We start from the raw sequence: 22,917 nt of genomic DNA, 5'->3' as shown, positions 1-22,917 counted from the left end.
CTCTTACTCTTCCTCATGGCTTGAATCGGGCTCACGATCCCACGATAAACGAGGGTCGAAGGTCATGGCCGCAAACATGGTCATAATGACGACCAACGCAAACATCAGCGCCCCCATAGCGGGATAAATACTCATCAGCCCCCCCATACGCACCAGCGCTGAGAGAACTGCAATCACGAACACGTCAATCATCGACCAGCGGCCAACAAATTCCACGACCTCATAAATCAGATGCATACGCTCGCTGTCTCGCTTACCGTGCCCTTTTGCATCCCAGCAAAGCCAGGCAATGGCAATCATCTTTAAGGTCGGAACCATAATACTGGCGAGGAATATGACGCCTGCCACAGGGTAAGACCCCTCGCTCCACAGCAAAATCACCCCGGCCAGTATGGTCGAGGGCATTCTGTCGCCGAGCAGATCGGTGATCATGATCGGCAAGATATTGGCGGGCAGATAGAGCATGACAGAGGTCACCAGCAGCGCCATGGTCCATTGCAGGCTATTTTTACGCCGGACGTGACCTTTTGTTTCACAGCGTGGACACACCTCGACATCCGCGGGCAGCACGGCGGTGCAGCACGAGCAGGAGCGAAGCCCCTGACGGATACCCGGTACGCCCACCTTTACCGTCTGCAAGAGCGTCGGCGCCGGGGCAATATCGTCCCAGGCCCAGCGTCGGTCCACGCACTGGAACGCGCGCAGTTGTAGCACGCAGTACAGACACCACGGAATAAAGCTGCTGCCAATCCCCACATCGCCGTAGGCCATCAGCTTCACGAAGCTGACCAGGATACCCGCGAGAAAAATTTCCGCCATCCCCCAGCTTTTCAACTGGAACAGGATCCGCGCGAGTTTGATTTTAAGGACAGTGGGCATCCTGACGCGGTTGACCAGCAGCAGAATGACGACCAGGCAAAAAGCCGGGACGATCTGCACGAAAAGAAGAAAGAAGGTGCCAAGGCTGGCGTAATCTTCCGAGAACATCACGCCTGGTATTTCCAGTAAATCCACCTGGCTGGTCATCCCGCCCACTTTCATATAGATGAAAGGGAAGAGATTGGAGAGCAGTAACATGAATAAGGCTGCCAGCGCATAAGCCGTAGGACGCTGCCTTGGCGCGTCCCACTCGGTCGTCAGCGTAGCGCCGCAGCGCGGGCAGGCAGCCTTATGTCCGTGACCAAGCTCTGGCAACGCCACGAGCATATCGCATTGCGAGCATAATATATGCCGATCGGCATGGTGCTGGTCACACATAGATTATCCCTGTTTATGCGCCGTTTTTCAGAGACTCAAGGTACTCCCAGCGCTCAAATGCCTCTTCCAGCGCCTGTTCAGCCTGGGAGAGTTCAGCCAATACTTTCTGAGTATAGTCGTGAGGCTGCGTAAAGAATGACGCATCAGCGACCTGGATTTGCAGTGCTTCCAGTGCAGCTTCCAGCTCTTCCAGACGCTGCGGCAGCCCTTCCAGCTCGCGCTGCAAGTTATAACTCATTTTAGCAGGAGACTTTTTGACAGTTTCTGCCTTTGCAACAACAGGTTCAGCGACATTTTTGGTCTTCGCCTGTTTTTGCGCCAGCGACTGCGATTGCTGTCCACGCGCGTCATGATAGCCGCCCACATATTGCCCGATGCGCCCTTTGCCTTCGAAGATCCAGCACTCGGTCACGGTGTTATCGACAAACTGACGATCGTGGCTGACCAGCATTACGGTTCCCTGATAACCATCAATCAACTCTTCCAGCAGTTCCAGCGTTTCGACATCCAGATCGTTAGTCGGTTCATCGAGAATCAATAAGTTACTGGGTTTCAGGAACAGACGCGCCAGCAAAAGACGGTTACGTTCTCCCCCGGACAGCGCGCGCACCGGCGTCATAGCGCGTTTCGGGTGGAACAGGAAGTCCTGAAGGTAGCCCAGCACGTGACGCGGCTTGCCATTAACCATGACCTCCTGTTTACCCTCGGCGAGGTTATCCATCACCGTACGGTCTGGATCCAGCTCGGCGCGGTGCTGGTCGAAGTACGCCACTTCCAGTTTGGTACCGCAGTGGATACGACCGCTGTCGGCCTGGAGCTGACCGAGCATCAGTTTCAGCAGTGTGGTTTTACCGCACCCGTTCGGGCCGATCAGCGCAATTTTGTCGCCGCGCTGAACCTGAGCGGAGAAATCGTTCACCAGCACTTTGCCGTCAACCGAATAATTCACGTTCTCCATTTCGAAGACAATCTTGCCCGAGCGGGACGCCTCTTCCACCTGCATTTTGGCGCTACCCATGACTTCGCGGCGTTCGCTACGTTCGCGGCGCATCGCCTTCAGGGCGCGAACGCGGCCTTCGTTACGGGTACGACGCGCTTTAATGCCCTGACGGATCCATACCTCTTCCTGGGCCAGCTTGCGGTCGAACTCGGCGTTTTGCAGCTCTTCCACGCGCAGGTTTTCTTCTTTCTCCAGCAGATAGGTATCGTAATCGCCCGGATAGGTCACCAGCTTGCCGCGATCGAGATCGACAATGCGCGTAGCCATGTTGCGGATGAACGAACGGTCGTGGGAGATGAAGATAATGGTACCGTTAAAGGTTTTCAGGAACCCTTCCAGCCAGTCAATCGCTTCGATATCCAGGTGGTTCGTCGGTTCGTCCAGCAGCAGCACCTTAGGCCCGCTCACCAGGGCACGACCCAGCGCCGCTTTACGCAGCCAGCCGCCGGAGAGCGCCGACAGCTCCATATCCGCTTCCAGGCCAAGCTGGGCCAGCACTTCATTAATGCGGTTTTCCAACTGCCACAGACCGTGGTGATCGAGCATCTCCTGCACTTTTGCCAGCTCGTTGAGATTCTTGTCGCTCGGGTCCGTCATCACCAGATGCGAAATCTCGTGGTAACGCTTGAGGTATTCCGCCTGCTCTGAAATCCCTTCGGCCACAAAATCGTACACGCTGCCGGTGACGTTACGCGGCGGATCCTGTTGCAGACGAGAGACGATCAGATCCTGCTCGTAAACAATACGGCCGTCATCCAGCCCCTGCTCACGGTTGAGGATTTTCATCAGCGTCGATTTACCTGCGCCGTTACGGCCCACCAGACAGACGCGCTCGTTATCTTCGATATGCAGCTCTGCATTATCGAGAAGCGGTGAGTCGCTGAAAGAGAGCCACGCGCCGTGCATACTAATTAAAGACATTTATTTTTCCTTTCAGACCGCGGAGATCAGCCAGCAGTTGTGGATTTGACGGTTACGGGCAAAGTCCTGAGACAGCGTTTTTTGGCTGATTTCTTGTGCTTTCAGTCCCAGTTCGGCCAGGCCGTCGTGATCCATGCGGAATCCGCGCTTGTTATTCGAGAACATAATGGTGCCGCCTTTACGCAGCAGACGCTTCAGGTCGGTCATCAGGCGCAGGTGATCGCGTTGAACATCAAAGCTATCCTCCATACGCTTGGAGTTAGAGAAGGTCGGCGGATCGATAAAGATCAGGTCAAACTGCTCGTCGGTATCGCGCAGCCAGCCCAGCACGTCGGCCTGTAACAGGCGATGCTGACGGCCGGTTAAGCCGTTAAGACGCAGGTTGCGCTCTGCCCACTCCAGATAAGTCCGGGACATATCTACCGTGGTGGTGCTACGCGCGCCGCCAAGCCCCGCATGAACGCTGGCGCTGCCGGTATAGGAGAACAGGTTCAGGAAGTCTTTGCCCTTGCTCATCTGGCCCAGCATGCGGCGGGCGATACGGTGATCGAGGAACAGGCCGGTATCAAGGTAGTCGGTCAGGTTAACCCACAGCCGCGCGTTATATTCGCCCACTTCGATGAAGTCACCCTTCTCGCCCATCTTCTGATACTGGTTTTTGCCTTTCTGACGCTCACGTGTTTTCAGCACCAGCTTGTTTGGCGAAATGCCGAGTACGGCGATGGTGGCCGCAATCACATCCAGCATACGCTGACGCGCTTTTTGCGCATCGATAGTTTTCGGCGGGGCGTATTCCTGAACCACCACCCAGTCCGCATAGCGGTCAACCGCAACGTTGTACTCGGGCAGGTCAGCGTCGTACAGGCGATAACATTCGATGCCTTCTTGCTTCGCCCACTTCTCAAATTTCTTCAGGTTTTTGCGCAGGCGGTTGGCGTAATCTTCCGCCACGCCTGACGGTTTGCTATCCGCCGCTACCTCTGCCAGATGGTAGTTTTTCTGCACGCAGTCCAGCGGGCCGTTTTTCGCTTTGAACTGGCGATCGGCACGCAATTGCAGGCAGCTCAGCAGCTCCGGCGAGGCGCTAAACAGGGAGAGGTTCCAGCCGCCGAAATGCGCTTTCATGTTGCGGCCCAGCAGGCTGTGCAGTGCAATCAGCGCCGGCTCGCTGTCCAGACGCTCACCATACGGCGGGTTGCTGATCACCGTACCGTACGGGCCTTTTGGCAGAGGATTGGTCAGATTCGCCACGTCCTTCACCTCGAAGGTCACCAGCTCGCCGATACCGGCACGACGGGCGTTGCTGCGCGCGCGTTCAATCACCCGTGCGTCGCTGTCCGAACCGTAAAAGTGAGAGGTGTACTCCGCCAGCCCTTTACGGGCGCGGGTCTGCGCATCGTCTTTGACCTCTTTCCAGATGGCCTCATCGTGCTGCGCCCAGCCTTTGAAGCCCCAGTGGCCGCGGTGCAGTCCTGGCGCACGGTCGGTGGCCAGCATCGCGGCTTCAATCAGCAGCGTACCGGAACCGCACATCGGATCGAGCAGCGGCGTACCTGGCTGCCATCCGGAGCGCATCACGATAGCGGCAGCCAGCGTTTCTTTGATCGGCGCCATCCCGGTGCGATCGCGATAGCCGCGCAGATGCAGGCCTGCGCCACTCAGATCCAGGGAAATACTGGCCGTATCGCCGTTCAGCCAGACGTTGATACGCAGATCCGGGTTTTCACGGTCAACGTTCGGACGTTCTTTATTGCGACGCGTGAAGCAGTCCACAATGGCATCCTTAACGCGCAGGGCACCGTACTGGCTGTTGCGGATCTCATCGTTGACGCCGTTGAAATGCACCGCAAAGGTAGCGTCCGGGGTGAAGATCTCTGTCCAGTCGATCATCTGTACGCCGGTGTAGAGATCAAGATCGCTGTAGACCTTGCACTCTTTCATCGGCAGCATGATGCGCGACGCCAGACGGCTCCACATCAGGCTCTGGTAAATAAGCCGCGTGTCGCCCTCAAAATGGACACCACCCTGAACCACCCGGCACTCTTTCGCGCCCAGGGCTTCCAGTTCAGTTTTTAACAGCTCTTCCAGCCCACGGGCCGTACTGGCAAACAGAGAATTCATATCGTCACTTTTACTCATAGAAAATTGTCGCGCATTATAGCTAATATGGCGTGTATGTCATAAAGTTGAAGGCTTATTTTCTTTAGCGGGAGTGTGCAGTGGCGACGTTATCCAAGCTTTTTATTCATCCGGTGAAATCCATGCGCGGCATCGGCGTCTCTCACGCGCTGGCCGATATGAGCGGATTCGCCTTCGATCGTATTTTTATGGTCACCGAGCCTGACGGTACGTTTATCACCGCACGTCAGTTCCCGCAGATGGTTCGCTTTACCCCTTCCCCGCTTCATGACGGGCTGCATTTGACTGCGCCGGACGGTTCAAGCGTCGTGATCCGCTTTGCTGATTTTGCGCCGCTTGATGCGCCAACGGAAGTGTGGGGCAATCATTTTACCGCGCGTATCGCGCCGGATAACATTAACCAGTGGCTGAGCGGCTTTTTCTCCCGTGACGTTCAGCTGCGCTGGGTTGGGCCTGCGCTGACCCGTCGCGTGAAGCGCCACGATGCGGTTCCTCTCTCCTTCGCGGATGGTTTTCCCTTCCTTCTGACCAGCGAGGCCTCGCTGCGTGATTTACAAAACCGTTGCAAAGCCAGCGTGCAGATGGAGCAATTTCGCCCGAATCTGGTGGTGACCGGAGCGAATGCCTGGGATGAAGATACCTGGAAAGTGATCCGCATCGGCAGCGTTATTTTTGATGTCGTGAAGCCGTGCAGCCGCTGTATTTTTACCACCGTCAGCCCGGAGAAAGGCCAGAAACACCCTTCCGGCGAACCGCTGAAAACCTTGCAGTCATTTCGTACCGCGCAGGATAACGGCGATGTCGACTTCGGCCAGAACCTGATCCCCCGCTCCAGCGGCGTGATCCGCGTGGGCGACGAGGTCGAAATTCTCACCCGCGGGCCTGCCAGGGTGTACGGCGCAGGTCAGGAAGAAGAGATGGTTGACGTTGTCACCAACGTCGCTTCCGCGGTGGATATTCACTGGGAAGGCAAAGTTATCCGTGGTAACAATCAGCAGGTGCTACTGGAACAGCTGGAGCAGGCAGGTATCCGCGTACCGTATTCCTGTCGCGCGGGGATTTGCGGATGCTGTCGCATTAAACTGGTCGATGGTGAAGTAAGTGCCCTGAAGAAATCTGCGATTGGCAGTGACGGCACGATCCTGTGCTGTAGCTGTGTCCCGAAAACATCCGTACAGCTGGAAGCTTAAACTGCCTGTTCAAGGCTGAAGGAATCAACGCGCAGCTGTGGCTTCAGCCTGTCATTCATCACTTTGATGGCATCACCTAACTGCATAACTCGCCCGGCAATGGTCACGCCGGGTTGGGCCAGCAAACAGAGCGCAGCGTTTTCACCGGGTTCAACCACCAGCAAATTCACCTCTTCTTCGGTATCGCTCAGATTGACGCTCGCCGCATCGCCGATAGCCGGGGTCCAGCACATGCCGTGGGCGAGAAAATGCCAGCTTTTCGGCATTTGCGGTTTCAGGAAACGGATCGCCACCAGCGCATTTAGTACCAGTTCAGCGCGCTGTTCTTTGGAGAGATCGAACTCGCGGCATTTTTCTTCAAAAGAGAAATAGAGTGCAGCGTCGTCAACGCAAAAGCCTGAGGGAGCAAACGCGTCTGGCGTTAACATTCGGCGCGCAAAACGAGAGCGAAACAACATGCCATTGGCTAAGTCGAGCATCATACGGTCATGCTCGTCACAAAAATACCAGCGCCAGTTATCGTCAGGTTTAATTCGCATGTTTCTCTCCCGTCCCCTAAACGTCCTGTACTAAAAATGTCCTGTTTGCCGCTTCGCTTATAACACTAGTAATAAAAGACTATAATGTTTAAATAAGCAACAATGACGGAATATAAAACAACCAGGGCTGGAAATAAAGCCCTGGTTGTCTGATTAAGAGAAAAGATTAGATATGCGTGACGATTTCTTTAATCAGCGGCGGCCCTTTAAAAATAAAGCCGGAATAAATTTGCACCAGCGATGCACCTGCCGCCATCTTCTCACGTGCAGCGATGACAGAGTCAATGCCACCCACGCCAATAATCGGCAGCTGACCTTTTAATTCTGCGGAGAGTGCGCGAATAATTTCGGTGCTTTTTAATTGTACCGGACGGCCACTTAATCCACCCGCTTCGTCACAGTTTTTCATTCCCTGAACGAGAGAGCGATCGAGTGTTGTATTGGTTGCAATCACACCATCAATATTATGGCGAACTAAACTGTCGGCAACCTGGATCAATTCTTCTGCCGAAAGATCCGGGGCGATCTTAACCGCGACCGGAACATATTTATGGTGGATCGCCTGTAGCGCCGTTTGTTTATTTTTAATGGCGCTAAGAAGATCGTCGAGCGCTTCGCCATATTGTAATGAACGCAGCCCTGGGGTGTTAGGCGAAGATATATTCACCGCAATATAACCGGCATAGGCATAGACTTTTTCCATACAAATCAGATAGTCATCTTTACCCTGCTCGACCGGCGTGTCTTTATTTTTGCCAATATTAATACCCAGCACGCCATCAAAATGGGCTTTCTTAACGTTCTCAACCAGATGATCGACGCCAAGGTTATTAAAGCCCATGCGGTTGATCAGCCCCTCGGCTTCAACCAGGCGAAACAGACGTGGCTTGTCATTTCCCGGCTGCGGACGCGGCGTCACCGTCCCGATTTCGATCGAGCCAAAGCCCATCGCGCCGAGTGCATCAATGCATTCGCCATTTTTGTCCAGACCGGCCGCCAGGCCCAGTGGATTTTTGAAAGTCAGGCCCATGCACTGAACTGGTTTTTCCGGCACGTTTTGACGCACCAGCGCGGCCAGAGGCGTTCCTGTAATACGGCGTAACTGCTGAAATGTAAATTCATGAGCGCGCTCAGGATCGAGTTGGAAAAGGGCTTTACGAACGAAGGGGTAGTACATGAACTCTCCTGGATTCCCGGTGTGCAAACCGGGAGGAGATTATGTGCGATTCCGCCCGGAAAGGGAATTGACCTGTGGCAAAAAAAGCCACGTAAAACGCAATCGTTTACTTATCGGTTCGCTTCTTATGCATTTTTCTGCATTCATCCTGAGGATAAATCATTTAGTGGAATAACCACGCAATGTCACACTCCTGAAAATTGTTATGAATGTTAGATAAAAGCAAACAATTAGTTATAAGGAGCAACCATGCGCGTCATTACCCTGGCCGGAAGCCCCCGCTTCCCCTCTCGCTCCAGCGCACTGCTGGAATACGCTCGCGAAAAGCTTAATGCTCTGGATGTCGAAGTGTGTCACTGGAATTTGCACAATTTCGCGCCTGAAGATCTGCTCTACGCCCGTTTCGACAGCCCGGCGCTGAAAACCCTGATCGAACAACTTAAGAGTGCTGAAGGGCTGGTCGTCGCGACACCGATTTATAAAGCCTCTTTTTCCGGCGCACTGAAAACGCTGCTCGATCTGCTGCCCGAACGCGCGCTGGACGGTAAGGTCGTCCTGCCGCTGGCCACAGGCGGTACGGTAGCTCATTTACTGGCGGTGGATTATGCCCTCAAGCCGGTTCTGAACGCGCTGAAAGCGCAGGAGATCCTGCATGGCGTCTTCGCTGACGACTCACAGGTAATCGACTACCAGCATAAACCCCATTTCACGCCGAATCTGCAAACCCGCCTCGACAGTGCGCTCGACACCTTCTGGCACGCCCTGAACCGTCGGGATCGCCACGCGGCGGCATTTCATCAATCACAAGGAGTGGCGCATGTTTAAAACAGTTACCCGTATCGGTCTGGCAGGTCTGCTGGCAGTGGCGTCGCTGGCTCAGGCGGCGGAGAAAGCGCCGGATAGCCTGCGTATCGGTTATCAGAAGGGCAGCGTCAGCATGGTGCTGGCGAAAAGCCATGCGTTGCTGGAGAAGCGTTTCCCGGAGACCAAATTCTCATGGGTCGAGTTTCCTGCCGGGCCGCAGATGCTGGAGGCGCTGAACGTCGGGAGTATTGATTTAGGCAGCACCGGCGATATCCCGCCAATCTTTGCGCAGGCTGCCGGGGCGGATCTGGTTTACGTTGGCGTTGAGCCCGCCAAGCCGAAGGCAGAGGTTATTTTGGTGCCGGAAAACAGCGAGATCAAAAGCGTCGCCGACCTCAAAGGCCATAAGGTTGCTTTCCAGAAAGGTTCAAGCTCGCACAACCTGCTGCTGCGCGCGTTGCAGGAGGCCGGCCTAAAATTCACCGATATCCAGCCCGTTTACCTGACGCCTGCCGATGCGCGCGCGGCGTTTCAGCAAAAAAATGTTGATGCCTGGGCTATCTGGGATCCGTACTACTCCGCCGCACTGTTGCAGGGCGGTGTGCGGGTGCTGAAAGACGGCACCACCCTGAAGCAGACCGGTTCGTTCTACCTGGCGGCACGTCCTTACGCTGAGAAAAATGGCGCATTTATTCAGCAGGTGCTGGATACCTTCTCTCAGGCCGATGCGCTGACCCAAAGCCAGCGTCAGCAGAGCATCACGCTGCTGGCAAAAACCATGGGCCTGCCTGAACCGGTGATCGCCACCTATCTTGACCACCGTCCTCCCACCACCATAGCACCGATTGACGCCCACGTTGCCGCTCTCCAGCAGCAAACGGCAGACCTCTTTTATCAAAACCGCCTGGTTCCAAAGCAGGTGAATATTCGCGAACGCATCTGGCAACCCGCTGGCATTGAAGGAAAAAAATCATGAGTCTGAATCTTTTCTGGTTTTTACCCACCCACGGTGATGGACACTATCTTGGCACAGAAGAAGGCGCCCGCCCGGTCGATCACGGCTATCTACAGCAGATCGCCCAGGCGGCAGACCGCATCGGTTTTACCGGGGTACTGATCCCGACGGGCCGCTCGTGTGAGGATGCGTGGCTGGTTGCCGCGTCAATGATCCCCGTCACCCAGCGTCTGAAATTCCTGGTAGCCTTGCGCCCGAGCGTGGTGTCGCCCACCGTCGCGGCGCGTCAGGCGGCAACGCTGGACAGGCTTTCCAACGGCCGTGCGCTGTTCAACCTGGTGACGGGCAGCGATCCGCAGGAGCTGGCGGGCGATGGCGTCTTTCTCGATCATACCGAGCGCTATGAAGCCTCCGCAGAGTTCACCCGCGTCTGGCGACGTCTGCTGGAAGGGGAAACTGTCACCTTCGAAGGGAAACATATCCACGTTCGCGATGCGCAGCTCTACTTCCCGCCGGTACAGCAGCCGCGCCCTCCTCTCTATTTCGGCGGATCGTCGGACGTGGCGCAGGAACTGGCGGCTGAGCAGGTCGATCTCTATCTGACCTGGGGCGAGCCACCGGAGCTGGTGAAAGAGAAAATTGCTCAGGTACGCGCTAAAGCCGCAGAACATGGCCGTACGGTACGCTTCGGCATTCGCCTGCACGTGATCGTCCGCGAAACAAACGACGAGGCCTGGCAAGCCGCCGACCGTCTGATCGCTCATCTGGACGACGACACTATCGCTAAAGCACAGGCAGCGTTTGCCAAAACCGACTCCGTGGGCCAGCATCGAATGGCCTCCCTGCACAACGGCAAGCGTGAAAACCTTGAGATCAGCCCGAACCTGTGGGCCGGGGTAGGTCTGGTGCGCGGCGGTGCCGGCACGGCACTGGTCGGCGACGGTCCAACCGTAGCGGCACGCATTAATGAATATGCGGCGCTGGGGATCGACAGCTTTATCCTGTCTGGCTACCCACATCTGGAGGAGGCGTACAAGGTGGGTGAACTGCTGTTCCCGCACCTGGATGTCGCTATCCCGGAAATTCCGCAGCCACGTCAGCTTCAGTTGCAGGGCGAAGCCGTGGCGAACGCGTTTATCCCGAGAAAAGTCGCGCAAAGCTAAGGAGCCACCATGTCTGCAACCGCACAAAAATGGCTGCTGCGCGCCGCGCCGTGGTTTCTGCCCGTCGGCATTGTCCTCGTCTGGCAACTGGCGTCTTCAACTGGCTGGCTGTCGAGCCGCATTTTGCCCTCTCCGGAGGGCGTTGTGGAAGCGTTCTGGTCGCTAAGCGCCAGCGGTGAGCTGTGGCAACATCTTGCCATCAGCTCCTGGCGCGCGGTAATTGGCTTTTCGATTGGCGGAAGCATCGGCCTGACGCTGGGGCTGATCAGCGGCCTGTCACGCTGGGGTGAGCGGCTACTGGATACCTCCGTTCAGATGCTGCGCAACGTGCCGCATCTGGCGCTTATTCCGCTGGTTATCCTGTGGTTTGGCATTGATGAGAGCGCCAAAATTTTCCTCGTGGCGCTGGGAACGTTATTCCCGATTTATATCAATACCTGGCATGGGATCCGTAATATCGATCGCGGTCTGGTGGAGATGGCCCGCAGCTATGGCCTGTCAGGTTTTGCCCTGTTTACCCATGTGATCCTGCCGGGCGCCCTGCCCTCCATTATGGTTGGGGTGCGTTTTGCGCTCGGCCTGATGTGGCTAACCCTGATCGTGGCGGAAACCATTTCGGCTAACTCCGGCATTGGTTATCTGGCGATGAACGCCCGCGAGTTCCTGCAAACGGACGTGGTGGTGGTTGCCATTATCCTTTATGCCCTGCTCGGCAAACTTGCGGACGTCAGCGCCCAGTGGCTGGAACGTAGCTGGCTGCGCTGGAACCCGGCCTACACCGCTCAGGAGGCGAAAGCATGAATACTGCACGACTGAACCAGGGAACACCGTTACTGCTGAACGGCGTGACCAAACGCTACGGCGACAACACCATTCTGAATGCACTGGATCTGCATATTTCTGCCGGACAGTTTGTGGCCGTTGTCGGCCGCAGCGGTGGCGGCAAGAGTACCCTGCTGCGTCTTTTAGCCGGGCTGGAAGCGCCAAACAGCGGTGACATTCTGGCAGGCACTACGCCGCTGGCCACGATTCAGGATGATACGCGCATGATGTTTCAGGACGCGCGTCTGCTGCCGTGGAAAACGGTGATGGATAACGTCGGGCTGGGCCTGAAGGGCAGCTGGCGGGAGGACGCCCGGCAGGCACTCGCTGCGGTAGGGCTGGAGAATCGCGCGGGAGAGTGGCCTGCGGCCCTGTCGGGTGGACAAAAGCAGCGCGTAGCGCTGGCACGCGCGCTGATTCACCGTCCCGGCCTGTTGCTGCTCGATGAACCGCTCGGCGCGCTTGATGCCCTGACGCGGATCGAGATGCAGGATCTGATTGAAACCCTCTGGCAGACGCACGGCTTTACGGTATTGCTGGTGACGCATGATGTCAGTGAAGCCGTGGCAATGGCAGACAGAGTGCTGTTAATAGAAGAGGGCAAAATTGGTCTGGATCTGACGGTAGATATTCCACGTCCTCGCCGCGTGGGATCGGCCAGACTGGCGGAGCTGGAAGCCGAAGTACTGGATCGGGTGATGAAACGTGGGGAAGCGGAGATTCAGCGGATAAAGGCTAATGCCTGATGCCCTCACCCCGGCCCTCTCCCACAGGGAGAGGGAGAAAACCGATGCCCCGCGACCCCACGTAGGCCCGGTAAGCGTAGCGCCACCGGGCTTTTTTACATCAGGCCAGCGCCTTAGCAATCTTCTCGTACAGATCGCCAGACAGATTTTCCAGCGCTTTCAGCTGCTCAAGCGCGGCGCGCATTTTCGCCTGACGCTGCGCATCGTAACGTTTCAGGCGGATCAGCGGCTCAATCAGACGAGACGCCACCTGCGGGTTACGGCTGTTCAGCTCGGTCAGCATTTCAACCATGAACTGATAACCGCTGCCGTCTTCGGCATGGAACGCGGCCGGGTTGCTGCTGGCGAAGGCACCAATCAGAGAGCGGACGCGGTTCGGGTTGCTCATGGTGAACGAACGGTGCTTCAGCAGGCTGCGTACTTTGCTGAGTACATCGGCTGCCGGGCTGGTGGCCTGAAGGATGAACCACTTGTCCATCACCAGACCATCCTGATGCCACTTGTCGTCGTACTCCTGCATCAGCGCATCGCGGCACGGTAGCTCGGCGGCAACGCTTGCGGCCAGCGCGGCCAGGGCATCCGTCATGTTATCGGCTTCGTGGTACTGCTTGCTGACCAGCGTGTTCGCCAGCTCTGCCTCACCAAACGCCAGATAGCGCAGGCAGGTATTGCGCAGGGAACGTTTACCGATATCCGCATGTTCCACCCGATACGCGTCCAGCTTGTTGGCGTTGTAAATGGCGAGGAACTCATCTGCCAGTTCGGTCGCCAGCGTGCGGGTCAGCGCTTCACGCACGGCGACGATGGCAATCGGGTCGATGATGTCAAACAGCTCGGCGATTTCAGTCGCAGACGGCAGCGTCAAAATTTCAGCCGCCAGCGCCGGGTCAATGTTCTCATCCAGCAGGATGGCACGGAACGCGTCTGCCACATGAACCGGCAGCGTCAGCGGCTGGCCCTGCTGGTAACGGTTGACGTTCAGCTTGATGTAGGTCGCCAGCAGGCTTTGTGCCGCATCCCAGCGCGAGAAATCGTTGCGCGCGTGACGCATCAGGAACGTCAGCTGCTGATCGCTCCACTTATATTCGAGTTTCACCGGCGCGGAGAATTCGCACAGCAGGGCAGGAACAGGCTGGAAATAGACGTTATCGAAGATAAAGGTCTGCTCTGCCTGAGTCACGTTCAGCACGTTATGCACCGGGTGGCCGCCCTTCTGTAACGGGATCACGTTGCCTTCGTTGTCGTACAGCTCAACGCTGAACGGAATGTGCAGCGGATGTTTCTCTTCCTGCTCGGCCGTTGGCGGCGTGCGCTGGCTGATGGTCAGCGTGTACTGCTCGGTTTCCGGGTTGTAGTCGTCTTTGACCGTCACGATCGGCGTACCGGCCTGGCTGTACCAGCGGCGGAAATGAGACAGATCGACGTTAGAGGCGTCCTCCATCGCCTGGACGAAATCGTCGCAGGTGGCCGCACTGCCGTCGTGGCGTTCGAAGTAGAGCTGCATCCCTTTCTGGAAATTCTCTTCGCCCAGCAGGGTGTGGATCATACGGATAATTTCAGCGCCTTTTTCATACACCGTCAGGGTGTAGAAGTTATTCATCTCAATGACTTTATCCGGGCGGATCGGATGGGCCATTGGGCTGGCATCTTCTGCAAATTGCAGACCACGCATGGTGCGCACGTTGTTGATGCGGTTCACCGCCCGCGATCCCAGATCGGAGCTGAACTCCTGATCGCGGAAGACGGTTAAGCCCTCTTTCAGGCTCAGCTGGAACCAGTCGCGACAGGTGACGCGGTTCCCGGTCCAGTTATGGAAATATTCGTGGCCGATAACGCGTTCGATATCGAGGTAATCTTTATCCGTGGCGGTATCGGTACGCGCCAGCACGTATTTAGAGTTAAAGATGTTAAGACCTTTATTCTCCATCGCGCCCATGTTGAAGAAATCGACCGCAACGATCATATAGATGTCGAGGTCATATTCGAGGCCAAAGCGCGTTTCATCCCACTTCATGGAGTTGATGAGGGAGGTCATTGCCCACGGTGCGCGGTCAAGGTTGCCACGGTCCACGAACAGCTCCAGCGCGACTTCACGGCCAGAGCGCGTTTTAAAGGTGTCGCGCAGGACATCGAAATCTCCCGCCACCAGCGCAAACAGATAGCAGGGTTTCGGGAACGGATCCTGCCACTGTACCCAGTGACGGCCATTCTCCAGTTCCCCTTCACCAATCCGGTTGCCGTTGGAAAGCAGGTACGGGTACAGCGTTTTGTCGGCAATAATTTTGGTGGTAAAGCGCGCCAGGACGTCCGGGCGATCCAGATACCAGGTAATGTGGCGGAAACCTTCGGCTTCACACTGGGTACACAGGGCTACGCCTGACTGGTAAAGTCCTTCCAGCGCGGTATTGGCGGCAGGGCTAATTTCATTCACGATGCGCAGGGTAAAGCGTTCCGGCAGGTTGTCGATGACCAGCTGGTTGCCTTCTTCTTTATAGTCTGACCAGGCTTCATCGTTAATATGCAGGGAAACCAGCGTCAGGTCTTCACCATCCAGACGCAGCGGCACGGCTGTCGCGCTCTGGCGCGTCACCTGGCTTACCGCCGTCACCACGGTTTTTGTGGCATCCAGGTCGAAAGTCAGATCGATATCGCTTATCAGGTATTCCGGCGCACGATAGTCGTGGCGGTATTTAGCTTGTGGCTGTTGTGTCATAGAAAACCTTATGCATCGTTTGTCGAGTAACGATTCAATATATTCCTGTTGTGTAAAACGCGCTATGCAGAATGTTCATCTTTTCAGGCACAACGCCCTTTTTAGCTACATTTTTATAACACGGGGCACGAAATGCTCTCGACCATAAAGTGTGCTTATGTTGTGATCGGGGTTCAATAAATCACTAAACAGGGTATACTCCGGAGTTGTTTATTGTACTAAACGCTCCCGTGAGAGGATGCTACAGCGCACCTATGACTCAATTCGCTTCTCCGGTTCTGCATACGTTGCTGGATACCGACGCGTACAAGCTGCATATGCAGCAAGCCGTGTTTCACCACTATCATGATGTCCATGTTGCGGCGGAATTTCGCTGCCGGGGTGACGACTTGCTGGGTATCTACGCAGATTCCATTCGTGAACAGGTCGAGGCCATGCAGCATCTGGCGCTCACCGATGACGAATATCAGTGGCTTTCAGGCCTGCCTTTCTTTAAAGCGGATTATCTGAACTGGCTGCGTGAGTTCCGCTATAACCCGGAACAGGTCACCGTCACCAATGATAACGGCAAGCTGGACATTCGTCTGACCGGCCCATGGCGTGAGGTGATCATGTGGGAAGTGCCGCTTCTGGCCGTGATCAGCGAGCTGGCCCACCGCTATCGCTCCCCTGAAACCGGTGTGACGCAGGCGGTTGCCGCTCTGGAGAATAAACTCGTTGAGTTTTCCAGACTGACCGAAGGGCTGGATATGTCCCGATTCCGTCTGATGGACTTTGGCACGCGCCGCCGCTTCTCTCGCGAGGTTCAGGAAGCCATTGTCAGACGTCTGCAACAGGAGCCGTGGTTCGTTGGCACCAGTAACTACGATCTGGCACGTCGCCTTGATTTAACGCCAATGGGCACCCAGGCGCACGAATGGTTTCAGGCGCACCAGCAGATCAGCCCTGACCTTGCCAACAGCCAGCGAGCCGCCCTCGCCGCGTGGCTTGAGGAATACCCGGATCGGCTGGGTATTGCCCTTACCGACTGCATTACCATGGACGCGTTCCTGCGCGACTTTGGCCCTGAGTTTGCCGAACGCTACCAGGGTTTGCGCCATGATTCCGGGGACCCGGTTGAATGGGGTGAGAAAGCCATCGCCCATTACGAAAAACTGGGCATCGACCCCATGAGTAAGGTGCTGGTCTTCTCCGATAACCTTGACCTGGCGAAAGCCGTCGACCTTTATCGCCATTTCTCATCGCGGGTGAACCTGAGTTTCGGGATTGGTACGCGGTTAACCTGTGATATTCCTCAGGTGAAACCGCTGAACATCGTCATAAAACTGGTGGAATGTAACGGTAAGCCGGTCGCGAAGCTCTCCGACAGTCCGGGCAAAACCATCTGCCATGACAAAGCCTTTGTCCGCGCATTACGTAAAGCCTTCGATCTGCCTCAGGTTAAAAAAGCCAGCTAACGGCTTCGGGGGAGCCTTCATGGCTCCCCTTCTCTTATTAATTTCTTATTTCTTCTCTTAAGACGGTGAAATTTACTTGTCTGATAGCGGATGGCAGGTAACATAGATATCCCCCCTATAAGGGCGGACAAGTGTTTATTTTTTCCGACTATTAACAGAGAGAATATTATGAGCGTTGTGCCTGTAGCCGACGTACTCCAGGGCCGTGTCGCCGTTGACCAGGAGGTCACCGTGCGCGGATGGGTGCGTACTCGCCGAGATTCTAAAGCTGGCATCTCCTTCCTCGCCGTCTATGACGGTTCCTGCTTTGATCCTGTACAGGCCGTCATTAATAATTCTCTGCCCAATTACAATGATGACGTTCTGCACCTGACAACCGGCTGTTCCGTGATCGTCACCGGTGTTGTGGTGGCCTCTCCGGGCCAGGGTCAGAGCTACGAAATTCAGGCGACCTCGGTGGAAGTGACCGGCTGGGTTGAAGATCCTGACACCTACCCGATGGCTGCAAAGCGTCACAGCATCGAATATCTGCGTGAAGTCGCGCACCTGCGTCCGCGCACCAACCTGATTGGTGCGGTTGCCCGCGTGCGTCATACGCTGGCGCAGGCGCTGCATCGTTTCTTTGACGAGCAGGGTTACTTCTGGGTTTCTACTCCGCTGATCACGGCTTCCGATACCGAAGGCGCAGGTGAAATGTTCCGCGTTTCAACGCTGGATATGGAAAACCTGCCGCGTACGCCGGAAGGTAAAGTCGATTACGACAAAGACTTCTTTGGTAAAGAAGCCTTCCTGACGGTTTCCGGCCAGCTCAACGGTGAAACCTACGCCTGTGCGCTGTCTAAGATCTATACCTTCGGCCCAACCTTCCGTGCGGAAAACTCCAACACCAGCCGTCACCTGGCGGAATTCTGGATGCTGGAGCCGGAAGTGGCCTTTGCCGATCTGAATGACGCGGCAGCCCTGGCAGAAGCGATGCTGAAATACGTGTTTAAAGCCGTTCTCGAAGAGCGCGCAGACGACATGAAATTCTTCGCTGAGCGTGTCGATAACGACGCCATCGCCCGTCTTGAGCGCTTCGTCTCCGCAGACTTCGCGCAGGTGGATTACACCGACGCGGTCGCTATCCTGGAAAAATGCGGTGAGAAATTCGAAAACCCGGTTTACTGGGGCGTGGATCTCTCCTCCGAGCACGAACGTTATCTGGCAGAGAAGCACTTTAAAGCACCGGTTGTGGTGAAAAACTATCCGAAAGACATTAAGGCGTTCTATATGCGCCTTAACGAAGACGGTAAAACCGTTGCCGCGATGGATGTCCTGGCGCCGGGCATTGGTGAGATCATTGGTGGCTCCCAGCGTGAAGAGCGCCTGGATGTGCTGGACGCGCGTATGCAGGAGATGGGCCTTAACCCGGCGGACTACAGCTGGTATCGCGATCTCCGTCGCTACGGCACCGTTCCACACTCCGGCTTTGGCCTGGGCTTCGAACGTCTGATTGCTTACGTAACAGGTGTTCAGAACGTACGTGATGTGATTCCGTTCCCACGCACACCGCGTAACGCAAGTTTCTAACCGACCAAATCATTAATGGCCAGCAAATGCTGGCCATTATTTTATCCTGCAATGTCAGTTTTCGTCAGTCAGAAGTAAGCGTCTTTAAACCACAACCCCGCCATTACCTCTACCTGTTACGTTTTGTTTCCACGAAATATCCTGAGACAAAAAAAATAACCCCATTCTTATTGCGCTTAAAACAATTCTTACGCAATAGCATAAAAAACAACCAATTTCACAGCCATCTGGATGGCTTTTGTCGATCATAAGAAAAAATGAGCCGTTTAACTTCTGTTTATACGAAAGGCCTTTAGCTAAATTAAACATAAGGAAATCATATATATAAGAATAAAGCGGATGTTTAATTCGCCAGGCGACACTGAAATTTGAGGTGCTTCACAAAGTTCCCAAAAATACATATTTAGTTACACATATTTTCTTTTGGTAACTTAATCTTGAAGATTGTAGCACTTTCAGTGTAGCGAAACGGTTCTATGAATGGAAAGATGCCTGTCAGACACATAAAGACACCTAACTCTCATCAATAGTTCCGGAAATATTTATTGACAGAATTTATTGGCGGCAGTGGCGAGTGTCATAAAAAACCAATGAGGGTAATAAATAATGATGAAGCGCAATATCCTGGCAGTGGTAGTCCCTGCCCTGCTGGTAGCCGGTGCAGCAAACGCTGCTGAAATCTATAACAAAGACGGCAACAAATTAGATCTTTACGGGAAAGCAGTTGGCCTGCATTACTTCTCTGATTACGCGGGCAACGATGGCGACAACACTTACGCGCGTCTGGGCTTCAAAGGTGAAACTCAGATCAACGATCAGCTGACTGGCTACGGTCAGTGGGAATACAACTTCCAGGGTAACAACTCTGAAGGTGGCGATGCACAGAACGGCAACAAAACCCGTCTGGCATTCGCAGGTCTGAAATTTGGTGACGCAGGCTCCTTCGACTACGGTCGTAACTACGGTCTGGTCTATGACGCAATCGGCATCACCGATATGCTGCCTGAGTTCGGCGGCGACACCGGCGCGAGCGATAACTTCTTCGCAGGCCGTACGGGTGGTCTGGCGACTTACCGTAACAGCAACTTCTTCGGCCTGGTTGACGGTCTGAACTTTGGTGTTCAGTACCTGGGCAAAAATGAACGTGATGACGCAGTACGTTCCAACGGTGACGGCTGGGCAACCTCTCTGAGCTATGATTTCGACGGTTTCGGCATTGTGGGTGCTTATGGTGCAGCTGACCGTACCAACAACCAGCAGACGCTGGATTGGGGTAAAGGCGACAAAGCTGAGCAGTGGGCAACCGGCCTGAAATATGACGCGAACAACATCTACCTGGCAGCTATTTATGGCGAAATGCGTAACGCAGCGCGTCTGGGCAGCCGTGGTTTCGCTAACAAGTCTCAGGACTTCTCTGTCGTCGCTCAGTACCAGTTCGATTTCGGTCTGCGTCCATCCATCGCTTACTACAAATCTAAAGCGAAAGACGTAGAAGGTATCGGTGACGAAGACTACATCAACTACATCGACGTTGGTGCGACATACTACTTCAACAAAAACATGTCTACCTATGTTGACTATCAGATCAACCAGCTGAAAGATGACAACAAGCTGGGCATCAACAACGACGACATCGTGGCTCTGGGTCTGGTTTACCAGTTCTAATCAGCACACCTCGTTGTTATATGCTTAATGAACAGGGCTTCGGCCCTGTTTTTTTATTCCTGAGAGAAAATAATAGCGACTTTTGAAAAGCCGCACGCTTTTCGTCGCAAACGGTTGGCATTTTGTAAATCTACCGTTAACCTGATAGCGGATTTCACTTCTGTAATCACAATGGAACTTCGTCATGTTTGAGAACATTACTGCCGCTCCTGCCGACCCAATTCTGGGCCTGGCCGATCTGTTTCGTGCCGACGACCGCCCTGGCAAAATCAACCTGGGTATTGGTGTATATAAAGATGAAACCGGCAAAACTCCGGTACTGACCAGCGTCAAAAAAGCTGAGCAGTATCTGCTGGAAAACGAAACCACCAAAAACTACCTCGGTATTGATGGTATCCCTGAATTTGGTCGCTGCACCCAGGAGCTGCTGTTCGGCAAAGGCAGCACCATTGTGAGCGAAAAACGCGCCCGCACGGCGCAGACCCCAGGCGGTACCGGCGCACTGCGCGTAGCGGCAGATTTCCTGGCGAAAAACACCTCTGTGAAGCGTGTGTGGGTAAGCAATCCAAGCTGGCCGAACCACAAGAGCGTTTTTAATTCTGCGGGTCTGGAAGTGCGTGAATACGCCTACTACGACGCGGCAAACCACGCGCTGGATTTCGACGGTCTACTGGCCAGCCTGAGCGAAGCCCAGGCGGGCGATGTGGTGCTGTTCCACGGCTGCTGCCATAACCCAACCGGTATCGATCCTACGCTTGAACAGTGGGAACAGCTGGCTAAGCTGTCCGTTGAAAAAGGCTGGCTGCCGCTGTTCGACTTCGCTTACCAGGGCTTTGCCCGTGGTCTGGAAGAAGATGCAGAAGGTCTGCGCGCATTCGCCGCCGTGCATCAGGAGCTGATTGTCGCAAGCTCCTATTCCAAGAACTTTGGTCTGTATAACGAGCGTGTCGGCGCCTGTACGCTGGTGGCTGCTGACGAAGCAACCGTCGATCGCGCATTCAGCCAGATGAAGTCCGTGATCCGCGCTAACTACTCTAACCCACCGGCACACGGTGCGTCTGTGGTCGCGACGATCCTGAGCAACGATGCGCTGCGCGCAATCTGGGAACAAGAGCTGAACGATATGCGTCAGCGCATTCAGCGCATGCGTCTGCTGTTTGTGAACACGCTGGCTGAGAAAGGCGCTGACCGTGACTTCAGCTTCATCATCAAGCAGAACGGCATGTTCTCCTTCAGCGGCCTGACCAAAGAGCAGGTGCTGCGCCTGCGTGAAGAGTTTGGCGTGTATGCCGTTGCCTCTGGCCGCGTGAACGTTGCAGGTATGACGCCTGACAACATGGCGCCGCTGTGCGAAGCCATTGTCGTGGTGCTGTAACCTGCACCCATAAAAAAAGCCTGCATCGCGCAGGCTTTTTTATTTTACCGGGTTTACCAGACAGGCATTTCATCCTGAAGGAACGGGTTATGCAACCGCTCATCGCCCAGCGTCGACATTGGTCCGTGTCCAGGGATAAACGTCACATCATCACCTAACGGCAATAACTTCTGCTTAATCGACTGAATCAGTTGACCGTGATCGCCGCGTGGGAAATCGCTGCGTCCTACGCCCCCTTTGAAAATCACGTCACCGGAAATCAGCAGGCGCGACACATCATCAAAGAAGACGATATGGCCGGGCGTATGCCCTGGGCAATGCAACACCTGTAAAGTTACATTCCCTACGTTAACTCGATCGCCTTCGTTCAGCCAGCGGTCCGGTGTCAGTGGCTGACACTCATCCAGACCAAACATGCGGCTTTGGGCAGGCAGCCCCTGAAGCCAGAACTCATCTTCTTTTTCCGGGCCGATAATCGGCACACCGTAGTGTTCAGCCAGTTCAGCCGCTGCACCCACATGGTCGAGATGACCATGGGTGAGTAAAATCTGCATCAGCGTTACACCGCTGGCAGCGACTTCCTGCTTGATTGTCCCGGCGTCTCCACCGGGATCGACAAGCGCGGCCAGTTTAGTTTGTTCACACCAGATCAATGAACAGTTCTGTGAGAACGCGGTAACCGGAATAATACGATAGTTCATACTGCTCCTGTGTTTCGTTATTACCAGTGCCGAACCGGCCCGGTATCAATATGCACAAAGTTGCTACGTGGGTAGTATCCTACACCACCTGCGCGCATAGATAACGCCGCTTTGCGAATATTGGCTAACGAAACGCCTTCAATATGGAAATCCATCGCCTGCCCTTTAGTGTGATAGCTTTTTTTCGCTACCCCACGGCTGTGGGCGCGCAGTTCATTGTTGGTATCCAGAGAGCGATAGCCAGAAATGAGTTGCACCGGCCTTTTGGTCCCCAGCAGTCCCTGCAAGCGGTAAAGCTGATCGAATAATCCAGGGTCGATGGCTTTGATTTTATTCGCGCGGAAATCACGGAAAAAATGGTTGAGTCTTGCTAATTCATCCTGAATATAGCCTCTGCCATCGAAAAATTCCGCTTTAAGCGTCTCACCAGTATGCAGATTGTTGAGCGTTAAAATACGCGGACGAGGTGTCGAGAGGGTGGCAAATGCTGGCGTCGGAAGGATGGCTGCTGCGCCCAGCGCAACGCCACCTAACGCCAGCAATTTGCGGCGATTAGCGTCAAATTTGTCCATGATAATCAGGTCTACAGGTAAAAGAAATTGTCAATATGCTTAGCGCACGAAGGGCACCATAACTGGCAAAGCCTGCTACGTCAAGGCGCCCAACCCCAGTGAATACGCGGCTTGCAGCCAGATCGCCTCATATTCACCATAACTTACGACAA

General features: G+C 54.9%; 18 protein-coding genes. 10 read left to right on the top strand and 8 right to left on the bottom strand.

Features of this window, described 5'->3' with window-relative positions:
* Positions 1 to 3: 3 nt before the first annotated feature.
* From pqiA to rlmKL, 3 genes are read right to left on the bottom strand one after another with little or no spacing between them, the layout of a single operon-like run.
* Positions 4 to 1,257, bottom strand: a complete 1,254-nt coding sequence (gene pqiA, locus ACOTY5_RS03730; RefSeq protein ID WP_023296270.1) for a membrane integrity-associated transporter subunit PqiA — start codon at positions 1,255 to 1,257, stop codon at positions 4 to 6.
* A 13-nt stretch (positions 1,258 to 1,270) separates the two neighbouring features.
* Positions 1,271 to 3,178, bottom strand: coding sequence for an ABC transporter ATP-binding protein (locus tag ACOTY5_RS03725; RefSeq protein WP_023296269.1), 1,908 nt, complete (start codon positions 3,176 to 3,178; stop codon positions 1,271 to 1,273).
* Positions 3,179 to 3,190: 12 nt separating this feature from the next.
* Positions 3,191 to 5,299 carry a bifunctional 23S rRNA (guanine(2069)-N(7))-methyltransferase RlmK/23S rRNA (guanine(2445)-N(2))-methyltransferase RlmL gene (gene rlmKL, locus ACOTY5_RS03720; protein WP_026080728.1) on the bottom strand — a complete coding sequence of 703 codons (2,109 nt, stop codon included), beginning with the start codon at positions 5,297 to 5,299 and terminating at the stop codon, positions 3,191 to 3,193.
* Positions 5,300 to 5,397: 98 nt separating this feature from the next.
* Between rlmKL and ACOTY5_RS03715 the strand changes: the two genes are divergently transcribed.
* Entirely contained in the window at positions 5,398 to 6,507 is a 1,110-nt protein-coding gene (locus ACOTY5_RS03715) for a YcbX family protein (RefSeq protein WP_062934084.1), read from the top strand.
* Here ACOTY5_RS03715 and zapC read toward each other — a convergent pair.
* Together zapC and pyrD are read right to left on the bottom strand one after the other, a co-directional pair.
* Positions 6,504 to 7,046 (bottom strand): cell division protein ZapC, encoded by a 543-nt coding sequence (zapC, locus tag ACOTY5_RS03710; protein WP_015570906.1) that lies wholly within the window; start codon positions 7,044 to 7,046, stop codon positions 6,504 to 6,506. The two genes, ACOTY5_RS03715 and zapC, sit on opposite strands and share 4 nt — an antisense overlap.
* Positions 7,047 to 7,212: 166 nt before the next feature.
* On the bottom strand, positions 7,213 to 8,223 hold the full coding sequence (gene pyrD / locus ACOTY5_RS03705; RefSeq protein ID WP_015570907.1) for a quinone-dependent dihydroorotate dehydrogenase: 1,011 nt from the start codon (positions 8,221 to 8,223) through the stop codon (positions 7,213 to 7,215).
* Between the two features lie 249 nt (positions 8,224 to 8,472).
* Between pyrD and ssuE the strand changes: the two genes are divergently transcribed.
* Genes ssuE through ssuB form a run of 5 tightly spaced genes read left to right on the top strand, consistent with a single transcriptional unit; the run spans position 8,473 to position 12,713 of the window.
* Complete coding sequence (gene ssuE, locus ACOTY5_RS03700; RefSeq protein WP_421631836.1) at positions 8,473 to 9,048, top strand: NADPH-dependent FMN reductase; 576 nt, start codon at positions 8,473 to 8,475, stop codon at positions 9,046 to 9,048.
* The gene (locus ACOTY5_RS03695; protein WP_045142603.1) at positions 9,041 to 10,003 is read left to right on the top strand and encodes a sulfonate ABC transporter substrate-binding protein; all 963 of its coding nucleotides are present in this window, start codon (positions 9,041 to 9,043) and stop codon (positions 10,001 to 10,003) included. Before ssuE ends, ACOTY5_RS03695 begins: the two co-directional genes overlap by 8 nt.
* Complete coding sequence (ssuD, locus tag ACOTY5_RS03690) at positions 10,000 to 11,145, top strand: FMNH2-dependent alkanesulfonate monooxygenase (protein ID WP_017384817.1); 1,146 nt, start codon at positions 10,000 to 10,002, stop codon at positions 11,143 to 11,145. The genes ACOTY5_RS03695 and ssuD overlap by 4 nt, the downstream gene beginning before the upstream one ends.
* A 9-nt stretch (positions 11,146 to 11,154) precedes the next feature.
* A complete protein-coding gene (ssuC, locus tag ACOTY5_RS03685; RefSeq protein WP_003858185.1) occupies positions 11,155 to 11,946 on the top strand; it encodes an aliphatic sulfonate ABC transporter permease SsuC in 792 nt (263 codons plus the stop codon).
* Positions 11,943 to 12,713, top strand: coding sequence for an aliphatic sulfonates ABC transporter ATP-binding protein (gene ssuB, locus ACOTY5_RS03680; protein ID WP_045142601.1), 771 nt, complete (start codon positions 11,943 to 11,945; stop codon positions 12,711 to 12,713). Before ssuC ends, ssuB begins: the two co-directional genes overlap by 4 nt.
* A 100-nt stretch (positions 12,714 to 12,813) precedes the next feature.
* Here the strand turns inward: ssuB and pepN are convergent, their stop codons facing one another.
* Positions 12,814 to 15,426 (bottom strand): aminopeptidase N, encoded by a 2,613-nt coding sequence (pepN, locus tag ACOTY5_RS03675; protein WP_045142600.1) that lies wholly within the window; start codon positions 15,424 to 15,426, stop codon positions 12,814 to 12,816.
* Between the two features lie 254 nt (positions 15,427 to 15,680).
* Here pepN and pncB point away from each other — a divergent pair, with 254 nt between their 5' ends.
* The 4 genes from pncB to ACOTY5_RS03655 all read left to right on the top strand — a co-directional run bounded on the left by pncB (position 15,681) and on the right by ACOTY5_RS03655 (position 21,492).
* Positions 15,681 to 16,883, top strand: a complete 1,203-nt coding sequence (gene pncB / locus ACOTY5_RS03670; RefSeq protein WP_015570954.1) for a nicotinate phosphoribosyltransferase — start codon at positions 15,681 to 15,683, stop codon at positions 16,881 to 16,883.
* 168 nt (positions 16,884 to 17,051) lie between these two features.
* Positions 17,052 to 18,452 (top strand): asparagine--tRNA ligase, encoded by a 1,401-nt coding sequence (gene asnS, locus ACOTY5_RS03665; protein WP_015570955.1) that lies wholly within the window; start codon positions 17,052 to 17,054, stop codon positions 18,450 to 18,452.
* A gap of 606 nt (positions 18,453 to 19,058) precedes the next feature.
* Positions 19,059 to 20,117, top strand: coding sequence for a porin OmpF (ompF, locus tag ACOTY5_RS03660; RefSeq protein ID WP_015570956.1), 1,059 nt, complete (start codon positions 19,059 to 19,061; stop codon positions 20,115 to 20,117).
* 184 nt (positions 20,118 to 20,301) lie between these two features.
* Entirely contained in the window at positions 20,302 to 21,492 is a 1,191-nt protein-coding gene (locus ACOTY5_RS03655; RefSeq protein WP_045142741.1) for an amino acid aminotransferase, read from the top strand.
* Positions 21,493 to 21,545: 53 nt separating this feature from the next.
* Here the strand turns inward: ACOTY5_RS03655 and ACOTY5_RS03650 are convergent, their stop codons facing one another.
* Together ACOTY5_RS03650 and ACOTY5_RS03645 are read right to left on the bottom strand one after the other, a co-directional pair.
* Positions 21,546 to 22,193, bottom strand: coding sequence for an MBL fold metallo-hydrolase (locus ACOTY5_RS03650; protein ID WP_032619969.1), 648 nt, complete (start codon positions 22,191 to 22,193; stop codon positions 21,546 to 21,548).
* 20 nt (positions 22,194 to 22,213) lie between these two features.
* Complete coding sequence (locus tag ACOTY5_RS03645; protein WP_003858202.1) at positions 22,214 to 22,765, bottom strand: YcbK family protein; 552 nt, start codon at positions 22,763 to 22,765, stop codon at positions 22,214 to 22,216.
* Between the last annotated feature and the right edge of the window lie 152 nt (positions 22,766 to 22,917).

Source organism: Enterobacter cloacae complex sp. SHL018 (assembly GCF_049237905.1).
Lineage (GTDB): Bacteria > Pseudomonadota > Gammaproteobacteria > Enterobacterales > Enterobacteriaceae > Enterobacter > Enterobacter hormaechei_C.
The sequence above is the reverse complement of the archived record's forward strand: the minus strand, read 5'-3'. Positions and strand labels throughout refer to the sequence as shown.

Coding starts and splice junctions, on each gene's coding strand:
- pqiA (WP_023296270.1), bottom strand. CDS start 1,257: ATGTGTGACCAGCACCATGCCGATCGGCATATATTATGCTCGCAATGC.
- ACOTY5_RS03725 (WP_023296269.1), bottom strand. CDS start 3,178: ATGTCTTTAATTAGTATGCACGGCGCGTGGCTCTCTTTCAGCGACTCA.
- rlmKL (WP_026080728.1), bottom strand. CDS start 5,299: ATGAATTCTCTGTTTGCCAGTACGGCCCGTGGGCTGGAAGAGCTGTTA.
- zapC (WP_015570906.1), bottom strand. CDS start 7,046: ATGCGAATTAAACCTGACGATAACTGGCGCTGGTATTTTTGTGACGAG.
- pyrD (WP_015570907.1), bottom strand. CDS start 8,223: ATGTACTACCCCTTCGTTCGTAAAGCCCTTTTCCAACTCGATCCTGAG.
- ssuE (WP_421631836.1), top strand. CDS start 8,473: ATGCGCGTCATTACCCTGGCCGGAAGCCCCCGCTTCCCCTCTCGCTCC.
- ACOTY5_RS03695 (WP_045142603.1), top strand. CDS start 9,041: ATGTTTAAAACAGTTACCCGTATCGGTCTGGCAGGTCTGCTGGCAGTG.
- ssuD (WP_017384817.1), top strand. CDS start 10,000: ATGAGTCTGAATCTTTTCTGGTTTTTACCCACCCACGGTGATGGACAC.
- ssuC (WP_003858185.1), top strand. CDS start 11,155: ATGTCTGCAACCGCACAAAAATGGCTGCTGCGCGCCGCGCCGTGGTTT.
- ssuB (WP_045142601.1), top strand. CDS start 11,943: ATGAATACTGCACGACTGAACCAGGGAACACCGTTACTGCTGAACGGC.
- pepN (WP_045142600.1), bottom strand. CDS start 15,426: ATGACACAACAGCCACAAGCTAAATACCGCCACGACTATCGTGCGCCG.
- pncB (WP_015570954.1), top strand. CDS start 15,681: ATGACTCAATTCGCTTCTCCGGTTCTGCATACGTTGCTGGATACCGAC.
- asnS (WP_015570955.1), top strand. CDS start 17,052: ATGAGCGTTGTGCCTGTAGCCGACGTACTCCAGGGCCGTGTCGCCGTT.
- ompF (WP_015570956.1), top strand. CDS start 19,059: ATGATGAAGCGCAATATCCTGGCAGTGGTAGTCCCTGCCCTGCTGGTA.
- ACOTY5_RS03655 (WP_045142741.1), top strand. CDS start 20,302: ATGTTTGAGAACATTACTGCCGCTCCTGCCGACCCAATTCTGGGCCTG.
- ACOTY5_RS03650 (WP_032619969.1), bottom strand. CDS start 22,193: ATGAACTATCGTATTATTCCGGTTACCGCGTTCTCACAGAACTGTTCA.
- ACOTY5_RS03645 (WP_003858202.1), bottom strand. CDS start 22,765: ATGGACAAATTTGACGCTAATCGCCGCAAATTGCTGGCGTTAGGTGGC.